25 protein-coding genes are annotated in these 21816 nt (G+C 63.1%); 20 read left to right on the top strand and 5 right to left on the bottom strand.

The window, feature by feature from the left end:
* Positions 1 to 167: 167 nt before the first annotated feature.
* Both C0Z18_RS21960 and C0Z18_RS21955 read right to left on the bottom strand, forming a co-directional pair.
* Positions 168 to 446, bottom strand: coding sequence for an acyl carrier protein (locus C0Z18_RS21960; RefSeq protein ID WP_102647558.1), 279 nt, complete (start codon positions 444 to 446; stop codon positions 168 to 170).
* A 30-nt stretch (positions 447 to 476) separates the two neighbouring features.
* The gene (locus C0Z18_RS21955) at positions 477 to 1736 is read right to left on the bottom strand and encodes an acyl-CoA dehydrogenase family protein (protein ID WP_102647557.1); all 1260 of its coding nucleotides are present in this window, start codon (positions 1734 to 1736) and stop codon (positions 477 to 479) included.
* A 239-nt stretch (positions 1737 to 1975) separates the two neighbouring features.
* On the opposite strand from C0Z18_RS21955, the gene C0Z18_RS21950 reads away from it, so the two are divergent.
* The 3 genes from C0Z18_RS21950 to C0Z18_RS21940 all read left to right on the top strand — a co-directional run bounded on the left by C0Z18_RS21950 (position 1976) and on the right by C0Z18_RS21940 (position 3675).
* Positions 1976 to 2812, top strand: a complete 837-nt coding sequence (locus C0Z18_RS21950; protein ID WP_102647556.1) for a FadR/GntR family transcriptional regulator — start codon at positions 1976 to 1978, stop codon at positions 2810 to 2812.
* A gap of 108 nt (positions 2813 to 2920) precedes the next feature.
* Positions 2921 to 3190, top strand: coding sequence for a type II toxin-antitoxin system TacA family antitoxin (locus C0Z18_RS21945; protein ID WP_102647555.1), 270 nt, complete (start codon positions 2921 to 2923; stop codon positions 3188 to 3190).
* Complete coding sequence (locus C0Z18_RS21940) at positions 3187 to 3675, top strand: GNAT family N-acetyltransferase (RefSeq protein WP_102647554.1); 489 nt, start codon at positions 3187 to 3189, stop codon at positions 3673 to 3675. Before C0Z18_RS21945 ends, C0Z18_RS21940 begins: the two co-directional genes overlap by 4 nt.
* A 56-nt stretch (positions 3676 to 3731) precedes the next feature.
* Here C0Z18_RS21940 and C0Z18_RS21935 read toward each other — a convergent pair whose 3' ends face one another.
* The 3 genes from C0Z18_RS21935 to C0Z18_RS21925 form a co-directional block, all read right to left on the bottom strand.
* The gene (locus C0Z18_RS21935) at positions 3732 to 5156 is read right to left on the bottom strand and encodes an amidase family protein (RefSeq protein ID WP_102647553.1); all 1425 of its coding nucleotides are present in this window, start codon (positions 5154 to 5156) and stop codon (positions 3732 to 3734) included.
* A 350-nt stretch (positions 5157 to 5506) separates the two neighbouring features.
* Positions 5507 to 5833, bottom strand: a complete 327-nt coding sequence (locus C0Z18_RS21930; protein ID WP_102647552.1) for a helix-turn-helix transcriptional regulator — start codon at positions 5831 to 5833, stop codon at positions 5507 to 5509.
* Positions 5834 to 5897: 64 nt separating this feature from the next.
* Complete coding sequence (locus C0Z18_RS21925) at positions 5898 to 6248, bottom strand: helix-turn-helix transcriptional regulator (protein ID WP_102647551.1); 351 nt, start codon at positions 6246 to 6248, stop codon at positions 5898 to 5900.
* Between the two features lie 178 nt (positions 6249 to 6426).
* Between C0Z18_RS21925 and C0Z18_RS21920 the strand changes: the two genes are divergently transcribed.
* The 17 genes from C0Z18_RS21920 to C0Z18_RS21840 all read left to right on the top strand — a co-directional run.
* Positions 6427 to 7302 (top strand): branched-chain amino acid ABC transporter permease, encoded by an 876-nt coding sequence (locus tag C0Z18_RS21920; protein WP_102647550.1) that lies wholly within the window; start codon positions 6427 to 6429, stop codon positions 7300 to 7302.
* A 4-nt stretch (positions 7303 to 7306) separates the two neighbouring features.
* Entirely contained in the window at positions 7307 to 8380 is a 1074-nt protein-coding gene (locus C0Z18_RS21915) for a branched-chain amino acid ABC transporter permease (RefSeq protein WP_102647549.1), read from the top strand.
* Entirely contained in the window at positions 8380 to 9114 is a 735-nt protein-coding gene (locus tag C0Z18_RS21910; protein WP_102647548.1) for an ABC transporter ATP-binding protein, read from the top strand. The genes C0Z18_RS21915 and C0Z18_RS21910 overlap by 1 nt, the downstream gene beginning before the upstream one ends.
* Positions 9101 to 9853: an ABC transporter ATP-binding protein gene (locus C0Z18_RS21905; RefSeq protein WP_102647547.1), complete on the top strand. Its 753-nt coding sequence runs from the start codon at positions 9101 to 9103 to the stop codon at positions 9851 to 9853. Before C0Z18_RS21910 ends, C0Z18_RS21905 begins: the two co-directional genes overlap by 14 nt.
* Positions 9854 to 9861: 8 nt before the next feature.
* Positions 9862 to 11040, top strand: a complete 1179-nt coding sequence (locus C0Z18_RS21900; protein WP_102647650.1) for an ABC transporter substrate-binding protein — start codon at positions 9862 to 9864, stop codon at positions 11038 to 11040.
* A gap of 49 nt (positions 11041 to 11089) precedes the next feature.
* Positions 11090 to 12505 (top strand): amidase family protein, encoded by a 1416-nt coding sequence (locus C0Z18_RS21895; RefSeq protein ID WP_102647546.1) that lies wholly within the window; start codon positions 11090 to 11092, stop codon positions 12503 to 12505.
* Positions 12502 to 13047 (top strand): amino acid synthesis family protein, encoded by a 546-nt coding sequence (locus tag C0Z18_RS21890; RefSeq protein ID WP_102647545.1) that lies wholly within the window; start codon positions 12502 to 12504, stop codon positions 13045 to 13047. The genes C0Z18_RS21895 and C0Z18_RS21890 overlap by 4 nt, the downstream gene beginning before the upstream one ends.
* 103 nt (positions 13048 to 13150) lie before the next feature.
* Positions 13151 to 14134 carry a porin gene (locus C0Z18_RS21885; RefSeq protein ID WP_233217434.1) on the top strand — a complete coding sequence of 328 codons (984 nt, stop codon included), beginning with the start codon at positions 13151 to 13153 and terminating at the stop codon, positions 14132 to 14134.
* A gap of 198 nt (positions 14135 to 14332) precedes the next feature.
* Positions 14333 to 14716: a helix-turn-helix transcriptional regulator gene (locus C0Z18_RS21880; RefSeq protein WP_408647088.1), complete on the top strand. Its 384-nt coding sequence runs from the start codon at positions 14333 to 14335 to the stop codon at positions 14714 to 14716.
* Positions 14703 to 15023, top strand: coding sequence for a hypothetical protein (locus C0Z18_RS21875; RefSeq protein ID WP_102647542.1), 321 nt, complete (start codon positions 14703 to 14705; stop codon positions 15021 to 15023). The genes C0Z18_RS21880 and C0Z18_RS21875 overlap by 14 nt, the downstream gene beginning before the upstream one ends.
* Before the next feature lie 449 nt (positions 15024 to 15472).
* The gene (locus C0Z18_RS21870; protein WP_102647541.1) at positions 15473 to 16324 is read left to right on the top strand and encodes a ParA family protein; all 852 of its coding nucleotides are present in this window, start codon (positions 15473 to 15475) and stop codon (positions 16322 to 16324) included.
* Positions 16317 to 16874: a hypothetical protein gene (locus C0Z18_RS21865; protein WP_102647540.1), complete on the top strand. Its 558-nt coding sequence runs from the start codon at positions 16317 to 16319 to the stop codon at positions 16872 to 16874. The genes C0Z18_RS21870 and C0Z18_RS21865 overlap by 8 nt, the downstream gene beginning before the upstream one ends.
* A gap of 2 nt (positions 16875 to 16876) precedes the next feature.
* Positions 16877 to 17518, top strand: a complete 642-nt coding sequence (locus C0Z18_RS21860; RefSeq protein ID WP_102647539.1) for a lytic transglycosylase domain-containing protein — start codon at positions 16877 to 16879, stop codon at positions 17516 to 17518.
* A gap of 57 nt (positions 17519 to 17575) precedes the next feature.
* Positions 17576 to 17917, top strand: a complete 342-nt coding sequence (locus C0Z18_RS21855; protein WP_102647538.1) for a TrbC/VirB2 family protein — start codon at positions 17576 to 17578, stop codon at positions 17915 to 17917.
* Positions 17918 to 17934: 17 nt separating this feature from the next.
* Complete coding sequence (locus C0Z18_RS21850) at positions 17935 to 18255, top strand: type IV secretion system protein VirB3 (protein ID WP_102647537.1); 321 nt, start codon at positions 17935 to 17937, stop codon at positions 18253 to 18255.
* Position 18256: 1 nt separating this feature from the next.
* Positions 18257 to 20734, top strand: a complete 2478-nt coding sequence (locus tag C0Z18_RS21845; RefSeq protein ID WP_102647536.1) for a VirB4 family type IV secretion/conjugal transfer ATPase — start codon at positions 18257 to 18259, stop codon at positions 20732 to 20734.
* A partial coding sequence (locus C0Z18_RS21840; protein ID WP_102647649.1) for a type IV secretion system protein occupies positions 20731 to 21816 on the top strand: 1086 nt, incomplete at its 3' end. The genes C0Z18_RS21845 and C0Z18_RS21840, both read left to right, overlap by 4 nt.

The raw sequence follows: 21816 nt of genomic DNA, 5'->3' as shown, positions 1-21816 counted from the left end.
CGCGAGCTTCTCGCCACCGCAAGGTATCGGCATAGACTGCCTGCATGACCACCTCTCGTGCCGTGATGCCGGTAGCGGCAACCGGTTCGATAGACGCATCCGGAGCGACACGGGCATAGGGGATGTATCGCGCCGAGGCGACGATGCGAGGCTCGACGCCCGCGTGGTCACTGGGCTGAGACATGGGACGCGACGAATGAAACCAGGTTGCCGAAGCGCATGAACAGATCGGCCGACAGATCCTCGGGCGCTAGCGTGAAGCCAAAGCGTTGCTCGAGTTGGAGGAGCAGCTCCGTCATGTTCATCGAATCGACGCCGACGTCGAAGAGATTGGTGTCGTCGACGATGAGCTCTGCGCTCAGGTTGCTGCCGAGTACCGACAGCAGGCAGGCCTTTACGGTGGAAGCAACGTCGTCGCGTCGGGTCGAGGGAGGGTGGGATGCCATGAGCGTTCTCCGGTGAGAGGCTTCGAAATCTCAAGATGAGAAGGGCTGTGTGGGCCGGGGAGGCGGCGATTGAGTGATGTCCCATGGGAGCGAGGTCGCGCGCTGCGCGGCCCGCGCGATCATGAGCCGCTGCATGTCTCCGGTGCCTTCCATAATGTCGAACGCTTTCGCATCGCGGTAGCTTTGCTCGAGCGATGGATAGGCGGCGATACCGTCGAGACCGGCCAGTTCGAGGGACGCGCGCGTGACACGCGCGGCCACGCGCGAGGCATAGGCCTTGGCGATCGACGAGTCCATGGAAGTCGCGATGCCGTGATCGGTTTTCCACGCCGCGTGATGGCACAGCAACTGTGCCGCAGTGATCTGTCGATCGACGTCGAGAAGGCTCGCTTCTACGTCGGCGATGCGGTGGCGCTCGTGGGCCGGATGTGCGCCGGCGTCGAAATAGGTCGCTAGATCGTCGCGCACCCGCCGACAGGCGCCGATCATGACTGCGGAGAGCAGGGGCCGGAAATAGTCCCATGCCTGTTGGGCTCCCGAGAACGCATCGTCGAGGGGGTTTTCATCGCCGCGGCTGAGGAGCGCCTCTTCGGGCACTTCGCAGTCAGCGTACGAGAGCACGGCGAGTTGGCTCACGCGCAAGCCCGACATGCGCTCAATACGCGCGACCGAAAAACCTGGCGTACCGCGATCGACGCGAAATGCGCGGATGCCGAAGCGGCCCACCTGCCGGTTGACCGTGGCGAACGTGATCACGCAGTCGGCGCGCGCACCGTTCGTGATGAAGCACTTGGTACCGTTCAATACCCAGCCGTGTGCCGTCTTGCGAGCTGTGGTTCGCATGGCCGTAGCGTCGGATCCGCAATCGGGCTCGGTGATGGCGAAGGCGCCCCAGCGTGGTGTCTCGCTGCGGAAGTGTTCGAAGAAGTCGGCCTGCTGTCGAGCACTGGCTAGCTCGAGGACGGGGGGCATTGCCAGGCCAGGGCCGGGCAGTGCGAGCGCCAAGCCCGCATCGGCGTAGCCGAGATATTCCATGAGGATCACGCGCGACACGAGCGACTGAGCGTCCGGGCACCCGCCGTACGCGAGCGGAACCAGATTGAGGTTCAGGGCGGCGACATCGTCAGACTCCCAAGCGGCCTCGGGAATTTGCCCCGTAGCGTCGGCCGCCGGGCCGTGCGCCCGCATGCGTGCGGCGAGCCGGTTAAGCTGCAGCCCGCAGGCCGCGAGGCTGGCCTCGAGCGTCGCCAGCGTGGGACGCTGCTGTGACGGTTGCAGATTCGCAGTCATGGCCCATTTCCTCCAACACCGCGCACTTGCGCCGGATCATCGACAGGCCCGCGACCAGCGGGTACGCCGCGCAGGTGTCGTTCGGACTGGAGCGTAGGTGCTTGCCGGCACCCTGCCCACCTCCGCGCATAGGGAGGGTGAGGGGGTGTCCTGGGCCCGGAGTCCGACCGCACGCGTAGCGGATGCCCGATAATGGCGGCGAGACAAAGTGATGAACGCCACCGACGGACGTGACGAATATGGCAGGGCGAAAACGGATAACCGAAAAGAAGATGCCGCTGGCGCAGCCAGACAAGCGCGGTTCCCGCACGATCAAGCGCGGCGATCAGGTCGCCGAGCAGATCAAGCGCGGGATCAACGATGGACTGTTGCGCCCGGGCAAGCGCCTCAACAAGGAGGCGGAGTTGCAGCAGATGTTCAATGTAAGCCGAGGCTCGATGCGCGACGCGCTCAAGGCGCTGGAAGTGCAGGGGCTCGTGACGCTGAGCACGGGGCCCGACGGGGGCGCGACGATTACGCGCGTTCCCATCGCGCGGGCGTTCCAGTCCCTGCAGAACTATCTGTTTTTCGAGAACCTCACGCTCGGGGACATCTACGCGGTGCGCCGCACGCTGGAGCCCATGGTGGCGGCGGGCGCCGTCGCTCATCTGAGCGAGGCAGACTTCGAAGCGCTCGAGCGCAGCGTGTCGGTATGCGAGCCGTTTGAGGCGCGTAGCGAGGAGGCGCTCGATCAGCGCCACGAGGACATTCATTTTCACGACGTGCTGGCAGCCGCGCATCCCAATGCGTTTTTGCGCTGCTTGTGCCAGATCATCAACCAGATGCTGCACTCGCTGGTAATCGTCGCCGGAAACGTGACGCAGCGCGATTACCAGGCCTTCGGCCGGAACACGGTCGCTGCACACCGTGCGATTCTGGAAGCCGCGCGGCGCAGGGATGCGGACGCGGTCGCGCGGCTCATGGCCGTGCACATGGACGAAGCGGAAGCGCAACTGCGTAAGGTTCATGCGGCGCTGCAGCAGAAGTTGGTGTTGGATTCCGAGCTGGACCTGCGCACGGAGCGCGGCGAGCCCTAAATGGCCTGGGGGCGATTCGATTACGTGCTGCTATTACCCGGCAATCTTCCGTACACGTGTTGATCGACCCGGCAATTTACCGTACAATCCCATTGGGAGGTATTTCTCATGGCTACCACAAGATTTGAGGCCCGGATTGAGTCGGACGTGCATGCGGCGATCCGACGTGCTGCGGAAATCCAGGGTCGCACGATGACCGACTTCGTCATTTCCGCGGCTCGCGAGGCGGCTCAGCGCGCGATCGCGGAAGCGGAGGTGATCCGGCTATCGATGGCGGATTCGCGGCGGTTTGCCGACTTGATCATTTCACCGCCGGAGCCGGTAGATGCGCTCAATCGAGCGATCGCCAGCCATGATCGACTATTGCGTAACGAATGAATGGCGATCGATTCGTTGTTTGCGCGCTTGCCGCTGCCCACGACCGGTCGCAGTTCGAGTGCGGATCGACGCCACTCGATCGTTACCTTCGGGAGTTCGTCACGCAGGATATTCGCCGCCGTATAGCGGCGTGCTTCGTGATGCTGGATGGCGACTTCGTGGCCGGCTATTACACGCTGTCTGCGGCAAGTGTCGCACTTGCGGACTTGCCGCAAGAGGTGGCTCGAAAGCTACCGCGCTATCCGGCGGTTCCGGTTATCCGCATGGGGCGATTGGCCGTTGACCGGAGGTATCGCGGCCGTGGGCTGGGTGCCGCGCTGCTCGTCAATGCGTTGCGCCGAGCCGCGCAGTCGGAGATTCCGGGCGCTGCGTTGACTGTCGACGCGAAGGACGAGCAAGCCGCCGACTTCTATCGACATTTCGGCTTTAGCCAATTTGGCGACGACCCTCTATCGCTATTTCTTCCGCTCGCAAGCGTCCGATGATCGGGCTTTCGCTCGCATGGTCCTCGCGATCGAGGTTCGTTTAGGTCGATTCGCCGTCAGGCAGATGTCGCGCTGGCCGCGGACGTAGAAAGGGCGCGCGTCATGTCCGAGAATGGAGCACGCCCGAACGCGAGCTCGAGTACGTGGCTTGCCCAGAGGACCAACGCATCGGCATGGCGACCGCCCACGATCTGGACGGCAACGGGCAAATTCCTGGCGGTCATGCCGGTATAAAGGCTGGCGGCGGGGAGCCCCAGCTGATTGCACCACGCTGTGAAATGCGGAAACAGCTCGTCACTCGATGTGAGGTCCGCAATCGGCATGGCAACACTCGGGTACACGGGACAGATGACGATGTCGTGCTGCTCGAAGAAGGCATTGACCGTTGCGCCCAGCTCTCCCCTTTCAATGAGCGCACCGAGCAGGATTTCCCTTGAGATGTCGTTGCCAGCATGCGCGTACGCCTGCAGCGATGGATCCAACTCGGCCCACCCGTCCGCCATTTCACCTGTGAGCTGACGGCAGCACGCGCGCCAGAGCGTCGTATGAACTGCGTTGCAGCGCGCGACGTTCGGTGGGTCTACCAACTGGACCTGCGCGCCCAGTTCGCGGAAGGTAGCTGCGGCGTTTGTGACGGCATCGTGGACTTCGGCTTGGACGGTGACCGGCAGTCCGAGCGTCGGACTGCACGCAATGCGCAGGCCACCGGGGGCGGGCTGACATTTCAGTCCGCGTGCGTAGTCGGCGCCATCGAACGGCAATGCGTACCAGTCTCGGCTGTCCGGTCGACTGATCGCCGTCAGGATATGGGCGGCATCCTCCACACAGCGGGTTATCGGGCCGACGTGACTGAGTAGCCCGAAAGGTCCGCGCGGTGCATGCGGGACCCGCCCAAAGCTCGGTTTGAATCCGAAGGTTCCCGTGAAGGCGGCCGGAATGCGAATGGATCCCCCCCCATCGGTGCCGATTGCGATTGGGCCCATCCCGACTGCGACGGCGGCCGCGGCGCCTCCGCTGCTTCCACCAGGGGTGCACGCGAGGTTCCAAGGGTTGCGCGTGATGCCAGTGAGCGGGCTGTCCGTGACGATCTTGTGCGCGAAGTCCGGCAGAGTGGTCTTGGCAAAGCAAATTGCGCCCGCTTCGCGCAGTCTCGCGACACAGGGGCTGTCCAGCGGCGCCGCTTCGTGCGACGTCGTGCGCGAACCAAAGCGTGTAGCAAGACCGGCGATCGAGACGTTGTCCTTGATGCTGACTGGGACGCCGTCGAGCGGGCTTAGTGGTGTCCCGTGCTGCCATCGCGATTCCGACGCACGTGCCAACTCGCGCGCATGGTCGGCGATCTGGCAGAACGCGTTGACGGCTGAATCGAGCGACTGGATGCGCTCGAGGACGGCCTGCATGACATCGACCGGCGATGCGCTCCTGGTCGCATAGAGCGCAACGAGTTCACGCGCCGGCAGTTCGCAAAGATCGTCGCCCATGCCACCTCCAATTAATTATAATAAACAGAGGCTAGGCCCGACGGACGTAGTTGTCAAGTCTCAAGACTACGTTCCAATGGAGCGATAAATGTCCGGGTAAACGCTGGAAAGATTCGCGTTGACACGCAACACCGGTAGTCGTAAATTTGATGATAATAAATTGCCTTGACCAGGTTAAGAGCTCGAACGGCGATTGCCCAGGCCTGTGATGGCGCGGTATGGTGGTTTTGATCGAGGTGGAGAGGCTCTGTTGTGGCGTTTCCTCTGCCAACTGTGCAGAGTGATACGGCCAGCCGTCATCTGCTGACGGTCTAATCGGCGTATCGACGAGACTCAGGAAAACTTAGGCTTTATTCTTTCGCCAGCGCGTCCGCGCTAGCAATCAGAAGCCTCTTTTTTTCCTTGGTTAACCGGCCTGCTATGGCAAGCAGGCTCGCGAGCAGGTCATCTTCCTCGTAGAGGAAGCTGGTCGGGACGAGCAGCGCTCGTGCGAGGCGTTGGCTGGTCAGAAGTGAGGGCGCGTGTTTTCCCTTTTCGTACTGGTTGACGCGCGCGCTGGCGGAGAATTCGTCAATGCCGGCCTGAATTCCAAGTTGTTCCTGCGTCAGGCCCGAGCGCAAGCGCGCCTGCTTCAGGCGCTTGGGAAACACGGAGAGGAGCGTTGAGTCACCGGGCATGCTTGGAGTGTCCCGGATTTGCTCGGATATGTTACTAAGGAATGCTTAGTTGAGCAGTTGAGGGTTACTTTGTTTTTCCCGTCTCGCTTGGGGCCTGTGCAAGTGTCTCTGCATGTCCGAGAAGGATTTTCTTCTTTTCTCTAGGCAGCCGCGACGCGGTCGCGAGAAGGCTGGCGAGGAGGTCGTCTTCTTCGTAAAGGAAACTGGTGGGAACGTGCAGCGCTTCGGCAAGTCGTTGGCCCATCTGAAGCTTGGGCACGTGTTTGCCTTTCTCGTACTGGTTGACACGTGCGCTGGCGGAGAATTCGTCAATTCCAGCGTCGATGCCAAGCTGTTCCTGGGTTAGGCGCGAACGCAGACGCGCCTGTTTGAGGCGCTTGGAGAAGACGGAGGATGTCGCTGCGTTTCGGGACATCCTAAGAGTTTCTTGGTTTTGCTTGATTTTTGTACTAAGCAATCCTTAGTTTATGGGCAAAGGAAAGCATAGGTTTGTAGGGGCGTCTGATTGGATCATGTGAACCTGCCTCGATCGAGTGAGCTCAGGCTAGCTGCTCTGTGCGTCGCCGGTGCGGGGGCAAATTTGGATTGATGCAATGACAACGATCTTGAACATCCTCAGTTACGTGAGCATTCTGGCGCTGGTCGCGCTCGGGCTCGCAGTCATCTTCGGCATGATGGACATCGTGAACCTCGCGCATGCCGAATGGGTCACGATCGGTGCCTACACGCTAGCCGTCGCCCAGTCATTGGGTGGCCCGCAGGCCTTCTGGTGCGCGTTGTTAGCGGCGCCCGCAATTGGCGCCACGCTCGGGTGGTGTCTGGAGCGGCTCGTGATCCGGCTGCTCTACCATCGGCCGCTCGACACTTTGCTTGCAACCTATGCAGTCAGTTTGATCGTCCAGAAGGCCCTCGAACTGATTTTCGGCACCCAGCCGATGCTCGTGTATACGCCCTTCAACGGCGCGCTTCCCGTACCCGGGGGAAATTATCCCGCGTACCGACTCTTCGTGATCGGCGTGGCGTTGACGGTGACGGCCGGTTGCTGCTTGCTGTTCGCTCGCACGCGGTTCGGCACGCAACTGCGCGCGGTAATCCAGCATCCGGCGATGGCCGAGGCCGTTGGCGTCGACACGCGGCGTCTGAACCGACTGGCGTTTTGCGGCGGTGCGGCGCTCGCGTCACTCGCTGGAGCGCTCGTGGCGCCAATGGTGTCGGTGGAATCTCACCTCGGTGTCGCCTATCTCGCCAAGGCGTTCTTCGTGATCGTCTTGGGCGGCATCGGTTCGATCATCGGCAGCCTGCTCGGCAGCACCTTGGTCGGCACGGTCGAAACGCTGCTCAGCTACCGCGTCGACCCGTCGCTTGCTTCGGCGATGGTGTTGATTCTGTCCATCGTGCTGATCCGTTTCAGACCTCAGGGTCTCATTCCAGGCTTCAGTGCCGCCCATCAGCTCCTCGGAAAAGGGTAGACCGATGTTCCAACGATTTATTGCCCACGGGCGCCTGTGGCTGGCACAGCCGCCCATTCATCGCGAAGATTTCTCGCTGATCGCCACATGGGCTGCTATCGCGGTGGCGGCGTTGGTCCTACCGCATTGTCTTGGTCCTTATCTGCTCTCGACTGTGCGCGACGCGCTGGTTATGGGGCTGCTCGCGCTCAGTTACGACCTGCTGTGGGGCCGGGCGGGTGTGCTGACGCTGGGACACACCGTGTTCTTCGGTTTGGGCGCGTACGGTTTTGCCGCGGCTACCGTGCAGTTCGGACAGACACCGATTATCGGATTGATCATCGGACTGGTCTGCGCGATCGCGGTCGCGGCGGTGCTGGGCTACTTCCTGTTGTTCGCAGGCGTGCGGCTGCATTTCTTCGCGATTATCAGTATGGCGGTCCTGATCATCGTCCAGCAACTGGCTACCAGCTGGCAGTCGGTCACAGGGGGGGATACCGGCCTGCTCGGCATTCCGGGGTTGTCCGTCCACCTTGCCGGGTACACGGTCGATATAAGCGGGGCACGGGGTGCCTGGTACGCGGTGACGGTGACGCTTCTCGTACTGCTTGGCGTGACCTGGCTTATCTGCCGCAGCCGGTACGGCAACGTGTTGACCGCGATCGCGACCAACGAATGGCGAGCGAAGGCGTGCGGCTACCACACATCATGGCACTTGCTGCTGGTGTTCATCGCTTCGGCGGGACTAGCCGCGATTGCGGGTTGTCTGATGGCCGCCTCCTCGGGTGTGGTCGCGCCGGACGTGTTTTCGCCGGTACTGGCCACCGAAGTCATTCTCTGGGTCGCAGTCGGCGGCCGGGGCACGCTTGGTGGCCCGGTAGTCGCGGCCATCGCGTTGACGCTGCTCAAGCAAACCGTCTCGAGCCTGAGCACCGACGGGTGGCCGCTGATGCTGGGCACCCTCTTCCTCGGCTGCGTCCTGTTCCTGCCCAACGGCCTGCGGCTGCGCGGCGCGATTGCCGGCGTTCGTCGAATCGGGCGCATGGGCGTGGGGCGAATACCGTCACACCACGCCGAACGCGTGGAAGGAGGCCGGTAATGGACGCGCCATTGATGAAGGGCGTCGGACTGCAACGCGCGTTCGGCGGCATCCGCGCGGTGGCGGACGTCGATGTGACGATCGGCCCGCGCGACCTGCTGTGTGTGATTGGTCCGAACGGAGCTGGCAAGAGCACGTTGGTCGGTCTGCTATCGGGGGCAATCAGACCGGGGGCAGGCGACTTATATCTCGCTGGCGAACGGGTGACGGACCGGCCGATGCATCACTTCTGCCGGCGCGGCGTGGTGCGCAAATTTCAAGGGACGAACACCTTCCTCGCGATGAGCGTGCGAGACAACCTCGTCGTGGCCGGACTGGCCGTCGCGTCGTATCGCGATTCGTCGATGCGCGACCCCGATGCAGTGCTTGACGAGGTCGGCCTGTCGGCCGACGCAAACGAACTCGCGATGCACCTGCCGCATGGCGAACGGCAATGGCTCGAAATCGGGATGGCGATGATGTGTCAGCCATCGCTGTTGCTGCTGGACGAGCCGGCTGCGGGCCTGTCGGCTAATGATGCGCACCGTTTGGTCCGCCTCATCCACCGGCTGCGTGAGCAGTGCGCCGTGCTGGCGATCGAGCACGATCTGAGTTTCGTCGAAGCACTGCAATGCGAAACGTGGGTCATGCACCGAGGGCAGGTTGTGCGACAGGGCAGCTATGCCGACATTGCGCAAGACGAGGAGATCCGGCGCATTTATCTCGGTCAGGGGGTAATACATGCTGCACATTGAGCAACTGTCGGCCGGCTATGGGGATGTGGATGTCCTTCATCAAATCGGCTTCGACGTGGGGCCGAACGAAGTCGTCGGTGTCCTCGGATGCAACGGGGCCGGCAAGACGACGCTGGTCAAAGCGATCATGGGCTTGTTGCCGCGCGTGGATGGTCAAGTACGCTTTCTCGGGCACTCCATCACGGCGATGCGCACCCATCAAATTGCGCGCCGTGGTATCGGGTTGGTGCCCCAGGGGCGCTGGATTTTCCCGAAACTGACCGTGCGCGAGAACCTCGTCATGGGAACGCAGGCGGTGGGGGGCGGTGAGATCCTCGACGAGGTGTTCGAGTATTTCCCGGTGCTGAAGTCCCGACTCGCCCAGCACGGCGGCACGCTTTCGGGCGGAGAGCAGCAGGTATTGGCGATCGCTCGGGCTTTGTGCGGCCGTCCGAAGCTCCTGTTGTTGGACGAGCCCTCGGACGGTGTGCAGCCGAACCTCGTGGAGCTAATTGGCGAAGTGATTCCGACGCTCTGTCGCCGGTCGCAACTTGCCGTGCTCCTTGTCGAGCAGAACCTCGATCTAGTGCTGCGCAGCGCGCAACGTTGCATTGTCCTGAAGAATGGACGGCTCGTTCATGCAGGCGCGATCGAGTCGCGCCGCGGCGCAGCGGGTACGCACCCGTTGGCGCAATACCTGTCGCCCGCCAACGACCCTGGCGCGCATTCGACGCTTTCCCACCTGGACGCCATCCGATGAAGACTAAGATGAACCGCCGTGACTTTTCCCGAACCGCGTTATGGAGTGCCGCCGGCACGCTGGCCGCGGCCGTAGTTCCGTCGCTTGCGCGCGCCGCGGCGCCGCTCAAGATTGGACTTCTCGCACCGTTGAGCGGTCCGCTCACCCGCGTAGGCGAGACCAACCGAAACTGCGCGGCACTGGCTGTCGACGAGATCAACGCTGGCGGCGGCTTGCTCGGCCGACCGCTGCAACTGAGCGTCGAAGATACGCAGATGTCGACGGCTGTGACGCTCCAGAAGGCGCGCCAGCTATTCATGCGCGACGACGTGGCGATGATCACCGGCATGGTGCTCCCATCAGAGCGCGAAGCTGCGCTACAAGCGGCTAAAGCGGCAGGGCGCCTTGTCGTCTATCCGAATTTCGATGAGGGCCGTTGCGACCCACACCTGCTCACCACGGGATTGGCTGTCAACCAGCGCGTCGATCCGCTGATTGCCTGGCTGATGCGCGACGGCGGGCGAACGGTCTGCGCGGTGGTGTCGGACATCGGCAGCAATCGCAAGGTCCTGGTGCCCGAACTGCAGGCCGCGGTGAAACGCCATGGCGGTCAGTTCCTTGGCGTTTACTGGCTGCCGTTCGGTACCCGGGACTACGGCGCAGTGCTCCAGCAAGTGGCCGGACAGAACCCGCAGATCGTCTGGCACAGCATCGGCGACGATCCGGTGACCTTCGTCAAGCAGTACCGCTCCTTCGGTATGACGCCGCAGCTCGTGACCGATATTGCGCACGAATCGCTATCGATCGCGACCACGGGCGCGTCGACAGGGACTATCGGCGTGTCCTCGTACTTCATGAGTCTGGACAATCCCGAGAACCGGGATTTTCTCACGCGATACACGGCGAAGTATGCCGATGCGCACAACCCCCGTTTGGGCCAGTACGCGGTGGTGCTGCCCCACGGCGAAAATACCTACGCGGGCATTCGCCTATTCGTGCAAGCGGCCAAGGCGGCAGGCAGTGTCGAGGGGGCACGTGTGAAGGCCGCTTTGCCTGATGCTTCGCTGGACTTGCCGCGCGGCAAGACAGGGGTGAGCCAGGGTGGCGACCACGTGCTGTGCTTGACTCGCATCGGTCGGGCTCTCGCGGACAACCGATTTTCGCTTCTGGACTCGGTCGGACCGATCTTGCCGAGGTGCGAGGGATAGCAGCACCACTCCATAGGGGGCATCTTTTCAAATTATTAAGGAATACTAAATGAACGATGTACTCGGAATGCAAGTTCATCAGCTGATGGACTGCTACCGACGTCGCAAGCTATCTCCGGTCGAGGTCATGTGCGCGGTGTTGGATCAAGTCGCGCGGTTCAATCCGCTCGTCAATGGCGTGTGCGGTCTCGATGAGGACGGTGCGCTGGCGGCTGCTCGCGAGTCCGAACGGCGCTGGATGCGGGGTGACCCGTGCGGGTTGCTGGACGGCGTGCCGATCTCGGTCAAGGACCTGGTCGCTGTCCGGGGTTTGCCGACGCGACACGGATCGCTGACGTCCCTGGCGGCTGCGGAGCGCGAGGATGCACCCGCCGTCGCGCGGCTGCGGCGTTCCGGTGCGCTGTTGTTCGGCAAAACCACGACCTCGGAATTCGGCAACAAGATCGTTACAGACAGTCCGCTCACGGGCATCACTCGCAATCCGTGGGACAGGCGTCTGTCGCCGGGCGGCAGTAGCGGCGGATCTGCCGTGGCCGTTGCGCTCGGGATGGGGCCGCTGTCGCTGGCGACGGACGGGGGCGGATCGATCCGCGTTCCGAGCTGCTGGAGCGGGGTGGTGGGAATGAAGCCCTCGTTTGCTCGAGTACCGGTAGGCGCCGCAGGCAATTGGACGGCGCTCTCGACGCTCGGACCGATGGCCCGCACCGTGAGCGATGCAGCGCTCATGCTCACTGTGCTAGCGCGAAAGCAAGACGGCGCGCAATCCGCTATCGAGCTGCCCTCGGATTTCCGCGCGGGACCGGACGACGGTGTTGCGGGGCTGCGCGTGGCGTATTGCCCGGCACCCGCAGGAGTGCGCGTCGATCCCGTGATCGCGGACAGCGTCCGGCAGGCGGTCGGTCTAATCGAAGCGCTGGGCGCACAAGTCGAGGAAACGGAGCTGAAGCCGCTAGAGGGTTACCTGGGGAGCGGCATGCACGCAATCCAGTGGTCCGTGTTCTTCGCGCAGCACGCCCGACAAGTCCACCGATCGGCGAGGACACAGCTTGACCCGGACGTGCGTTCGCTAGCGGAGGCCGGCGCACGGATCGACGTGGCGACGTTCACCGATGCCCTCAAGGCGCGGCACGCGTTGACCGTCGCAATGACCGCGTTCTTCGACGATTACGACCTGCTGGTGACCCCCACCTTCCACTGCGGCCCGCCACGCGTGCCTGGGCTGCCAGAGGACCTGCGCACCGCACCTCCATTGACCTCTTGGTGCAACCAGACGGGACTGCCTGCGGCGAGCGTTCCTTGTGGCTTGCCGGGCGGATTGCCGACGGGGCTGCAGTTCATCGGCCCAAGCGGCGCGGACGCACTGATATTACGCGCGGCGCGTGCATACGAATCGGCACGCGGCGCGTTTCCGGCAGCGGGACAGCTAGGGCAAGACTCAATCACGGATGCGGGGGCTCGGACATGAACACGCCGATTGCGAAGATCGTCGTTCACCTTGTCGAGCGTCGCGCGGAGCTCGGCAGAGCGATCGATCCGCCGCACCGACAGGTTGTCGCTGCGGCGGTCCTGACGCTCGACGGCTGGCACGCGGACGCGCCACTCGAGTCGCTCTACGAGGTGGGCGCTGAACTGGGCACGTTGTTGACTGAGCGTGCGCGGTGGGCGCTGGACGTCGAGCCGTCCGCGATCCAAGCCTACGGCAAGGCGGCGGTCGTCGGCACGGCCATGCCGCTCGAGGTTGCCGCAGCGTTGCTGCATCCGCGCCTGGGCCGCGCGATGCGCGCGTGCCTGCCCGGCGCGACGTCGCTAATCCCTTCGGTTGCCAAGCGCGCCGCGCCGGGCGCGGGTGTCGACATCCCGCTACACGGCAGTGTGGACATGTGGAGCTTTGATCACTTTGACACAGTATCCCTGACGATAGCCGATTCGCCCGCGGCGAACGAGATCGTGTTGGCGGTCGCGCTAGCCGAGCGCGGGCGGCCGCTCGCGCGAGTGCGCCCGGACTGACTATCCCGCGCACGGCGGCGGCACAGAAAAACATTCACAAGGAGGAGAACCAATGAAGATGAAGCTGCGGGGTGGAGGAAGAAGGTGGACGGTGGCGCTCGTGATGCTCGCGTTCGGGGCGATGGCACACGCGCAGTCGTCGGTTTCGCTGTACGGGCTGGCCGACGCGTTCGTGGGCGAGGTCCATCCGGCCGGCGCGACGGGCAATGCGTGGCAGGTGGGCTCGGGCGGGATGACGACCTCGTACTGGGGCATGTCCGGTTCCGAGAGCCTAGGCGGTGGCCTGAAGGCCGTGTTCACGCTGGAGAGCTTTTATCGCATTAACAGTGGCCAGGCCGGTTCGTTTCCCGGGCAGTCGTTTTTCGGGCGCAACGCGTTTGCCGGGCTGAGCGGCCACTTCGGTGAAGTGACGCTCGGGCGCAATACAGCGCCGCTATTCGTGTCGACGCTGCTTTTCAATCCGTTCGGAAATTCCTTCGTCTTTTCACCGATCGTGGTCCACAGCTATCTGGATTCCGCGATGGGCGCGGCATCGCTGCAAAGCGACACGGCGATCGACGATTCGGTGCAGTACCAGACGCCGGAGATTGGTGGTTTGTCGGGCGCGCTTCTATATAGCAATGCGGGTGTTGCGGGGCATGCCGGCCAAGCGAACTACAGTGCGAACCTGCTGTATTTCGCCGGGCCGTTCTCGGCCACGGCCGCGGTGCAGACGCTGCACACCGCGTCGCTCTTTCTCAACGGGGCGACGGCGCAGACCGCGTGGCTCATCGGCGGGGCGTATCGATTCGGCGCGATCAAGCTGTACGCGCAATATGAACGAGTCGAGAACAACAGTCACGTGACGGACGATTCCGCGCAGGTGGGGGCGAGCGCTCGGATCGGGCCGGGCAGCCTGCTAGCGTCGTGGGCGGGCACGCGGCGGCGACCGGCGGTTGGGTCCACACTCCGGTGGTCGAGCGTTGCGCTGGGCTACGATTACCCACTATCGAAACGTACGGACCTCTATGCGGCCTGGCGGTACGACGCGATCACCAGCGTGTCGTCGGGCAACAGCATCGGTGCCGGCATACGGATGAAGTTCTGACACGCTTTTTGTCGGCAACGGCCCGCGATGACGCCTTGCCGCATGGGCCAAACCCGACGACGTCCGGCCAGGCTACGCAAGACTTGTTTTCCAACTCTCCGATCATTGGCAGGACGGGCGACGCTTATGTTCGCGAACGACGGACGGATTGTGGCGAGCCACTTCGGGAAGTAATGCGGTAACGAGTCTGCGTGCCGCATGCGCTCATTCGTCCAAGACCCGACGGGATGTCCCGTCGATAAGACGGGTTTGGCAGTGGCCTGCCTCCGTTGCTTGAATGCCCAACAGTTCCGGTTATTAGCGTGCCGGGTTCCTGGAGGGCGAGTCATGTCATGGAATGGCAACGGAGCACTGACGATCTTACGTCGGCGGCAGGTCGAACAGTGCACAGGCTTATCGCGGTCGACGATTTACAAGCGGATGCGCGACGGTACCTTTCCGCCCGCGATTCCGCTAGGCGGGCGGCTGGTGGGTTGGCGCTCGGGCGACATTGAACGCTTCCTCTCAGATCCTGCGCGGTACCGCGCTTCGCAGCGGGCGCAGGAGACGAAAGAGAAGGGCGGCGACGGTGAAACGCGATGACCGTCAGCCGTCGCTCGATGACCGTCTTCGCAACTGGGGGCGGTCGAATCGCGGCGCTTATGATCCCGTTGACGCTGAGCGCATCACACGCGCTTGGCGAACGCTGTCGCCAAAGCATCGGGAATTGCTCCGGATGATCTATCTCTGGCATGCCGGCCGAGAGGTCGTGTGTCGAAGGCTGAAGATCGCCCGGCACCCGCGGAACCTGCTCGATCTCGAGCTTTACGCCGCACGTTGCGCGCTTGTTCGAGCGCTTGATGCCGACAAGATCAATTTAACGGTCCGTCGTGTGTCGTTTTCTCCATGACGAGCGGCACGGAGCGTTGGTGATCCAACTCTACCGAGAGTCCGGTGTAGTTCGACGACTGGCAACCCGCCCGGGAAGTCCGCGGAAAGAAAATAAATTTAAGAACAGCCTGGAGCACCGCGGAACGACGTGGAATTTGACTAGACGGCTTAGTGGACGACATCCCTTGCATCGACTCGATACCCGGCCTACAGTGAAGCCAACAATCTGGTCCGGTCAACGTGCACAGCACGACCGAGTACGCGTTAGCGGCCCTGCAGTATCGATGTCTGCGCCAAGACGTAGTGTGCCGTGACGCTCACGCAAAAGCCCGCATTCGCAGGCTTTTGTGCGTTCTCGCATAGCTTCCTGATCCCCCTTGAACCCGCGGTCGGCCTCCCCGGCGCCGCGGGTTCTCTTTTTGAGCAGCGGACAGTCGATACCAGGACCTTGTTCGAGGAACAACGGTGATGAAATCGCTTCTGGTGACTTCCGCACATGGCGGCACTGGGAAAACCGCGCTGGTGTGCCAATTCGCCCATTACCTGCGGCTCGTAGGGGGCTATCGGGTATTGATCATCGATCTGGCCGAGCCGCCTTACAGCGCGCTGTCGCTAACACGGGGCGCGTGTTCAAGCGCGACACACCGTGAGCCAGCCCACGCTCGTCGTCGTTTGTCCCCCGACACGACTGCGCCACGTATCCGCGTACTCGCCGCGAATGTGGTTCCGGGCCTGGCAGATCGCGACGATCCAGGAGCTACGCGCTGTTATGCCAATTTGCGACACCTGCTGTTGCAGCTCGCCCCATCGTTCGACGTCTGTCTGATCGATGGTCCAGTATGGTCCGGCACGCGCTCGCTATGCGCGGCTGCGCTGGTAGACGCAGTGGCGTGCCCAATCCTGATGTCGCCGGACGCGCTCGAACAGGTCGACGGTTTGCTCAATGGATCGAACGGACTGCGCGATGTGCGCGCCCGGCTCAATCCCGCATTGCACATCCTTGGCGTCGTGCCCAACGGCGTCGAGACGACACCGCGGTGCGAAGCAAGGCTCAAACGAATCGAGGCGAGCTTGGCTGCATGGCTGGTCCCCGATCGCCGGGTCCCTGCGGGCTACCTGCGCCTGCCGCGACTAAACACCCTTGCGCAGGCGCAGGCGCAGGCGTGCGGGGCATCGGTCGCGGATCTAGCGCCAGACAATGCAGACGCGCAGGCCGGATGGCACCTGTTGAGCGGATGCTTCAACGTTCTCGCTCGCTGCCTTGACCGCGCGGACGGTGCGACGCGGCAGGCGTGCCTCCCGGAGGTGTGCGATGCGTAACGCCCATTGGCTCTCGGATGCAAGGCGAGCGGTGCGGCGGTGTCTGGCGGCAGTTGCCGTTCTCGTCGGTATGTCGTTCGTCGGACCCGGCGTGGCTCACGCCGACGTGTGGGGTTGTCAGGTATTGCTGTGTCTGTCGAATCCGGGTGGGCCGGAGCAATACAGCGAATGCGTGCCACCGATAGAGCGGCTCTGGCGCGCGCTTCGGCACGGTGATCCGTTTCCAACGTGCGATTTTGGCGCGGGTGGATCACGGGGCACTTTCGCAAGCAACACGTTCGCGAGCGCAGATTACTGCCGTGAAGACCTCCTGTATTGGGGCGGTCCCGAGCAGAGCGAGCTGCTGTGCCGTGCGTTCGGCGCGATCAACGTCGACATCGACAACCAACTCTATACCCGCGTCTGGTGGGATGTGGGAGGGCAGGGAACTACCGTTACGGAGTTCTACGGCGCTGGCAGCAATCAGGTGTTCTATGACCCGACACAGTCTGCGACGCTTTTCCTGCAACAGACGGAGCAGCAGGATGGCGGATCGGGCGGGGGGCACTGATCATGCCGCTCGATTTCCTCATGCTTGCCCAGCAGTGCGCACCGCAGATTTCGCCGACCACGATGGCAGCCGTGGTGCGTGCTGAGTCCGGGTTCAATCCGTACGCGATTGGCGTGGTTCGTGGGCGACTGACGCGGCAACCGTCCAGCGAGGCGGAAGCCAAGGCAACGGTGCACTCGCTGAGCGCAAGCGGTTGGCACTTCAGCGTCGGGCTGGCACAGGTCAACCATGACAACTGGTCGCGATACGGGCTCACGGAGCGAACCGCGTTCGATCCCTGCCGCAACCTGGCTGCGGGCGCAGCGATTCTGCAGGGATGCTTCGAGCTGGCCCGTCACGCGCATGCGGATGAACAGGCGGCGCTTCGCGCGAGTCTGTCCTGCTATGCGAGTGGCGATTTCTCGACTGGCTTTCGCAGCGGGTATGTCCAACGCGTGGTGAAGGACGCGCAGCAACCCGTCCCTACGGTACCGATCGTCGTTCCGGCCATCACACCGATCCCTGTCGTTCCAGTAGCAACCGATTTATCCACCAACACTGTTCGACCTAAGCGCGCAACCGATCCGCCACGAAAGCCGGACCGGAGCGAACTGCCGTCGCCAGCGCGGAGCGGCGAGCCGGGCCAGAGCGCGGTGGTCTTCTAGAGCGCTGACTGCATGGATGGGGGCAATTGACGTCGGGGAAGTCGATAGGAGCGTCCGATGAAACTTGGAACGCGAATCAAAGCGTGGTTGGTGTACGGGTCCCGTCGATCCGGCCCGGATCGACAATTGGCCGGAACGATCTCAGTGATGATTTCGGCATTGTTCGTCGCATCCCCAGCCTGGGCGCAGTTGTCGCAGGTCAACACGCTGCTGAGCACGATTCAGACGACGTTGCTTGGCGTCGGTGGCGTGATCTGCTCGATCTCGATCATCTGGGCGGGCTTCCGGATGATGTTCCAGCACGCACGCTTTGGCGACATCGCCAATGTCTTCATTGGCGGGCTGTTCGTCGGTTGTGCGACGGTCATTGCCGGCATGCTGATCCCGGCCGGCGGCTGATCTTCGAGCGACGAATCATGAACTCTCTCAAGGATCCCGTCTTCAAGGGCTGCACGCGCCCCGCAATGCTATGGGGCGTGCCGCTCGTCCCGGCACTGATAACCGGCGGGGGCATGCTCATCCCGGCGATCTGGGCGCTGCTCGCCAGTCCCCCGCTGGGCGTGGCCATCCTGTTTTCGATGATTCCGGTGTTCGTTGCAATGCGCGTGATCACTCGTCACGATGATCAGCGCCTCGCCCAGTACGCACTGCGCATTCGCATGCGGCTGCGCCAGGGAAATTACCGGTTCTGGGGCGCACATGCCTACGCGCCTGTGCGGCTAAAAAGGAGGGCGTGAGATGCGCGCCGCCCCACAGCTCGTCGCCCCACAGCTCGTCGCCGTCGCCAACCGGGAAGTGCCGTTGGCCGACATGATTCCGTATTCGACGCACGTGACGGATCACGTCATCAAGACCCGCGAAGGCGACTATCTGCAGATCTGGAAGATCGCAGGTATTTCGTTTGAGGCCGCCGATCCGGCGGACATCGCTGTGCGGCACGACGGGTTCAATCAGCTCGTGCGCGGACTGCCAGGCGGCCACGTAGCGCTCTGGACGCACCGGTTGCGCCGGCGCGTCTGGGATCACTTCGTCACGCCGTACCCCAACCGCTTCTGCCAGGAACTCGCCACACGTTACTACACGAGCTTCGCCGGCTACCGGATGATGGCCAACGAGCTATATCTGACGCTGGTCTACCGGCCAATCCGCACGACGCTGGGCCGCGTGTTTAGCCGCGCGGCGCGCCGCACGCTCGACGATATCCGGCTCGACCAGCATGAAGCACTCAAAGTCATGAGTGAGCTCGCTGCCCAGATCGAGACGGGCCTCGCGCCCTACGATCCGGTGGCACTCGGCGTCTTTCGTAAGCCGAGCCCATATGCGAGCCGGCCTCGCCGATATTCGTCAGCCCTTGAGCTCATTGGCTATCTCGTCAATGCAGCGTGGGAAATGCAGCCCCTTCCCGCGGGGACGATCCGGGAAGCGTTGCCCACCTCGCGCCTTTTCGTCGGCGCCGAAAAGCTCGAGATCCGCATGCCAGGCGAGACTCGCTTTGCTGCGATGCTCGATTTGAAGGACTACCCGGAAGACACCGAGCCAGGGATGCTTAACGGGTTGCTCTATGGCGACTTCGAGTACATCGAGACGCAGAGTTTTACGATCCTCGACAAGCCCAGCGCGAAAGAGGCGCTCGAGCGACAGCGGAACCAGTTGATTGCGGGCGAGGATGTAGCGGTATCTCAGGTTGAAGCAATGGATCAGGCGCTCAATGACCTGATTAACGGCGACTTCGTTCTGGGCGAGTACCACTATTCGCTGGCGGTCCTGGGCGACACGCTGCATGGCCTGTCCAGAAATGTCGCGAAGGCGCGCACCCAGCTCGCTGACGCCGGATTTCAGACCGCTCTCGTCGACCTCGTGGCCGATGCCGCGTGGTTTGCGCAGCTGCCGGGCAACTGGCGGTACCGGCCGCGCGAGGCCAAGCTCACGTCGCGCAATTTTTGTGGCCTTTCCAGCCTGCACAACTTCGCCACGGGCAAGCGCGATGGCAATCCCTGGGGCGAGGCGATCACGATCGTCAAGACGCCCAGCGGGCAGCCGCTGTATCTGAACTTCCACGTCACACCGGAGAAGCAGGACTCCGCCGACGAGAAGGCGCTCGCCAATACGCAGATTATCGGTCAGGCCGGCGCAGGCAAGACGGTCCTTGAGCTCTTCCTCATCGCGATGGCGATGAAGTACGGCATCACCGTGGTGCTGTACGACAAGGACCGGGGTACCGAGATCGCGATTCGCGCGATGGGCGGCACGTACACCGTGTTCCGCCGTGGCGAGCCGACCGGTTTGAACCCGTTTCAGATGGAGCCGACGGAATTTGCTCTCGATTTCTGGGAGCGGCTCGTACGCAAGCTTGTCGATAGCGGCACGCTACTGTCTGCGACCGAGGAACTGGACATTTCGCGGGCTGTGCGTGAAGTCGCCCGAATGGAGAGGCCGCTGCGGCGCCTGTCGATGGTGCGACAGCTTTTGCCGAACGTAGGTGAAAACAGTCTTCACGCACGCCTGGCCAAATGGTGCATGGGCGGGCGGCTGGGCTGGGTGCTCGACAACCCAACCGATCGCATCGAGCTGGCCCGCTCGGGCCTCTTCGGTTTTGACGACACTGAACTGCTGGATGACGCCGAGGTCTCGACGCCGGTGACGATGTACCTGCTGCATCGGACCGAGAGCGTGATCGACGGTCGTCGATTCATCTATGTCATGACGGAGTTCTGGAAGCGGCTCGATGACCCGGTGTTCACCGATTTCGCGAAGAACAAGCAGAAGACGATCCGCAAGCAGAATGGACTCGGTGTCTTTGACACGCAATCGCCGGCAGACGTGCTGCGAAGCGATATCGCCCGCGCGCTCATCGAGCAGAGCGCGACGTTCTTCTTTCTACCAAATCCGCGGGCCGACTACGACGACTACGTGCATGGCTTCAAACTCACCGAAGCTGAGTTCAACATCGTCCGCAGCCTCGGCGAGAACAGCCGGATGTTTCTCGTCAAGCAGGGGCATCGATCTGCGATAGGCCGGCTCGACCTGGCAGGGCTCGGCGACGTCCTCGACGTGCTCTCCGGCACAACGGATAACGTCGAGCTGCTCGATACGATCCGCGCGCGGGTCGGCGACGATCCGGACGTCTGGCTGCCAGTCTTCCGGGAGCGGTTAGCGCAGCGCCGTGCGCAGTTCGCCGGCCACCCTGCGTTTCCGCCGACTGGAGATGTGCGATGAGCGGCCTCTTTACTGCGATCGGCGGCACGCTCGAGAACGGCATGTCGACCTACGTGACGAACGTGTCGTCGGCCTTGTCTGGCGCCCTTGTGCCCGTTGTGACCACTGCCGTCACCATCTGGGTGCTCGCATACGGCCTTGCCATAGTGCGCGGCGAGGCGCACGAGCCGGTTCCGGCTTTTGCATGGCGCGGATTGAAGATGGCAACGGTCCTAGCGTTCGCGCTCGGCAGTGGGCTCTATCAGCAGGAGGTCGTCACCGCCGTCAATGGCGCCACCGCCGGGCTTGCGCAGACGATCCAGAACGCAGCCAACACGACAGGCGGCGGCAATCCCGGCTGCGGCTCGGCCAGCGGCAGCAGCGTGACGGCCGCCAGCGCCACCAGTATCTATCAGACGCTCGATTGCTATGACCAGCAAGTCGACCTCGTGTTGGATGCGTACTCCGTGAAAGCGACACACGAAGGCTTGAGCCTCGCCGGCATCGTCGCCGGCATAGGCGACATCGTTTGCGGGTTCGTGGCGGCCCTCGGCGGTTCGATCTTTCTCATCGTGCTTGCCTTCGAGGTCGTGATGGCGAGGATGCTGCTCGATTTGGTGCTGGGTATCGGACCGATCTTTATCGTGTGCGCCGCATTCGCGCCAACCGCGCGCTTTTTCGAGGCGTGGACGGCGAAGGTCGCGAACTATGCGCTGCTGCAGATCCTGGTGGCGGCCTTCCTCGGAATGGCGCTGACAGCTTTTTCGACCGAACTGGCGCCGTTTCAGGTGACAACCGCGCCGCCAGGTTCGAACGCAGGCGCACTGGTTGCGGCCGGCCAGGCGGCACTCGAAGCCTCGGCCGCGTGGGGGGCAGCGCTCGGCATGTTCGCGACCGCGATCTTCCTGGCGATGGTCGGATGGCAACTGCCGGCGGTCGCATCTGGGCTTTCGGGTGGCGCCACGCTATCCGGCTTCGGTGCTTTCGTCGCTGGCGTCGCTTCTCGCCGCCTGGCCACATTGATCGGGCGCGCGCTCACGCGCGGTGGGAATGGGCCGCGTCCTGGCGGCACGATTCGCGATCAGACGAGGTCGGGCGGGGGC

This window comes from Trinickia dabaoshanensis (assembly GCF_002879885.1).
GTDB classification, from domain to species: Bacteria; Pseudomonadota; Gammaproteobacteria; order Burkholderiales; family Burkholderiaceae; genus Trinickia; species Trinickia dabaoshanensis.
This window is presented reverse-complemented; position numbering and strand designations above follow the sequence as displayed.

What these genes read in the sequence shown, in the direction of transcription:
- C0Z18_RS21855 (WP_102647538.1), top strand. Translation starts at nt 17,576, where the DNA reads ATGAAACTTGGAACGCGAATCAAAGCGTGGTTGGTGTACGGGTCCCGT.
- C0Z18_RS21870 (WP_102647541.1), top strand. Translation starts at nt 15,473, where the DNA reads ATGAAATCGCTTCTGGTGACTTCCGCACATGGCGGCACTGGGAAAACC.
- C0Z18_RS21860 (WP_102647539.1), top strand. Translation starts at nt 16,877, where the DNA reads ATGCCGCTCGATTTCCTCATGCTTGCCCAGCAGTGCGCACCGCAGATT.
- C0Z18_RS21950 (WP_102647556.1), top strand. Translation starts at nt 1,976, where the DNA reads ATGGCAGGGCGAAAACGGATAACCGAAAAGAAGATGCCGCTGGCGCAG.
- C0Z18_RS21920 (WP_102647550.1), top strand. Translation starts at nt 6,427, where the DNA reads ATGACAACGATCTTGAACATCCTCAGTTACGTGAGCATTCTGGCGCTG.
- C0Z18_RS21850 (WP_102647537.1), top strand. Translation starts at nt 17,935, where the DNA reads ATGAACTCTCTCAAGGATCCCGTCTTCAAGGGCTGCACGCGCCCCGCA.
- C0Z18_RS21940 (WP_102647554.1), top strand. Translation starts at nt 3,187, where the DNA reads ATGAATGGCGATCGATTCGTTGTTTGCGCGCTTGCCGCTGCCCACGAC.
- C0Z18_RS21895 (WP_102647546.1), top strand. Translation starts at nt 11,090, where the DNA reads ATGAACGATGTACTCGGAATGCAAGTTCATCAGCTGATGGACTGCTAC.
- C0Z18_RS21900 (WP_102647650.1), top strand. Translation starts at nt 9,862, where the DNA reads ATGAACCGCCGTGACTTTTCCCGAACCGCGTTATGGAGTGCCGCCGGC.
- C0Z18_RS21915 (WP_102647549.1), top strand. Translation starts at nt 7,307, where the DNA reads ATGTTCCAACGATTTATTGCCCACGGGCGCCTGTGGCTGGCACAGCCG.
- C0Z18_RS21880 (WP_408647088.1), top strand. Translation starts at nt 14,333, where the DNA reads ATGCGCTCATTCGTCCAAGACCCGACGGGATGTCCCGTCGATAAGACG.
- C0Z18_RS21960 (WP_102647558.1), bottom strand. Translation starts at nt 446, where the DNA reads ATGGCATCCCACCCTCCCTCGACCCGACGCGACGACGTTGCTTCCACC.
- C0Z18_RS21905 (WP_102647547.1), top strand. Translation starts at nt 9,101, where the DNA reads ATGCTGCACATTGAGCAACTGTCGGCCGGCTATGGGGATGTGGATGTC.
- C0Z18_RS21930 (WP_102647552.1), bottom strand. Translation starts at nt 5,833, where the DNA reads ATGCCCGGTGACTCAACGCTCCTCTCCGTGTTTCCCAAGCGCCTGAAG.
- C0Z18_RS21885 (WP_233217434.1), top strand. Translation starts at nt 13,151, where the DNA reads ATGCTCGCGTTCGGGGCGATGGCACACGCGCAGTCGTCGGTTTCGCTG.
- C0Z18_RS21935 (WP_102647553.1), bottom strand. Translation starts at nt 5,156, where the DNA reads ATGGGCGACGATCTTTGCGAACTGCCGGCGCGTGAACTCGTTGCGCTC.
- C0Z18_RS21955 (WP_102647557.1), bottom strand. Translation starts at nt 1,736, where the DNA reads ATGACTGCGAATCTGCAACCGTCACAGCAGCGTCCCACGCTGGCGACG.
- C0Z18_RS21845 (WP_102647536.1), top strand. Translation starts at nt 18,257, where the DNA reads ATGCGCGCCGCCCCACAGCTCGTCGCCCCACAGCTCGTCGCCGTCGCC.
- C0Z18_RS21865 (WP_102647540.1), top strand. Translation starts at nt 16,317, where the DNA reads ATGCGTAACGCCCATTGGCTCTCGGATGCAAGGCGAGCGGTGCGGCGG.
- C0Z18_RS21925 (WP_102647551.1), bottom strand. Translation starts at nt 6,248, where the DNA reads ATGTCCCGAAACGCAGCGACATCCTCCGTCTTCTCCAAGCGCCTCAAA.
- C0Z18_RS21910 (WP_102647548.1), top strand. Translation starts at nt 8,380, where the DNA reads ATGGACGCGCCATTGATGAAGGGCGTCGGACTGCAACGCGCGTTCGGC.
- C0Z18_RS21945 (WP_102647555.1), top strand. Translation starts at nt 2,921, where the DNA reads ATGGCTACCACAAGATTTGAGGCCCGGATTGAGTCGGACGTGCATGCG.
- C0Z18_RS21890 (WP_102647545.1), top strand. Translation starts at nt 12,502, where the DNA reads ATGAACACGCCGATTGCGAAGATCGTCGTTCACCTTGTCGAGCGTCGC.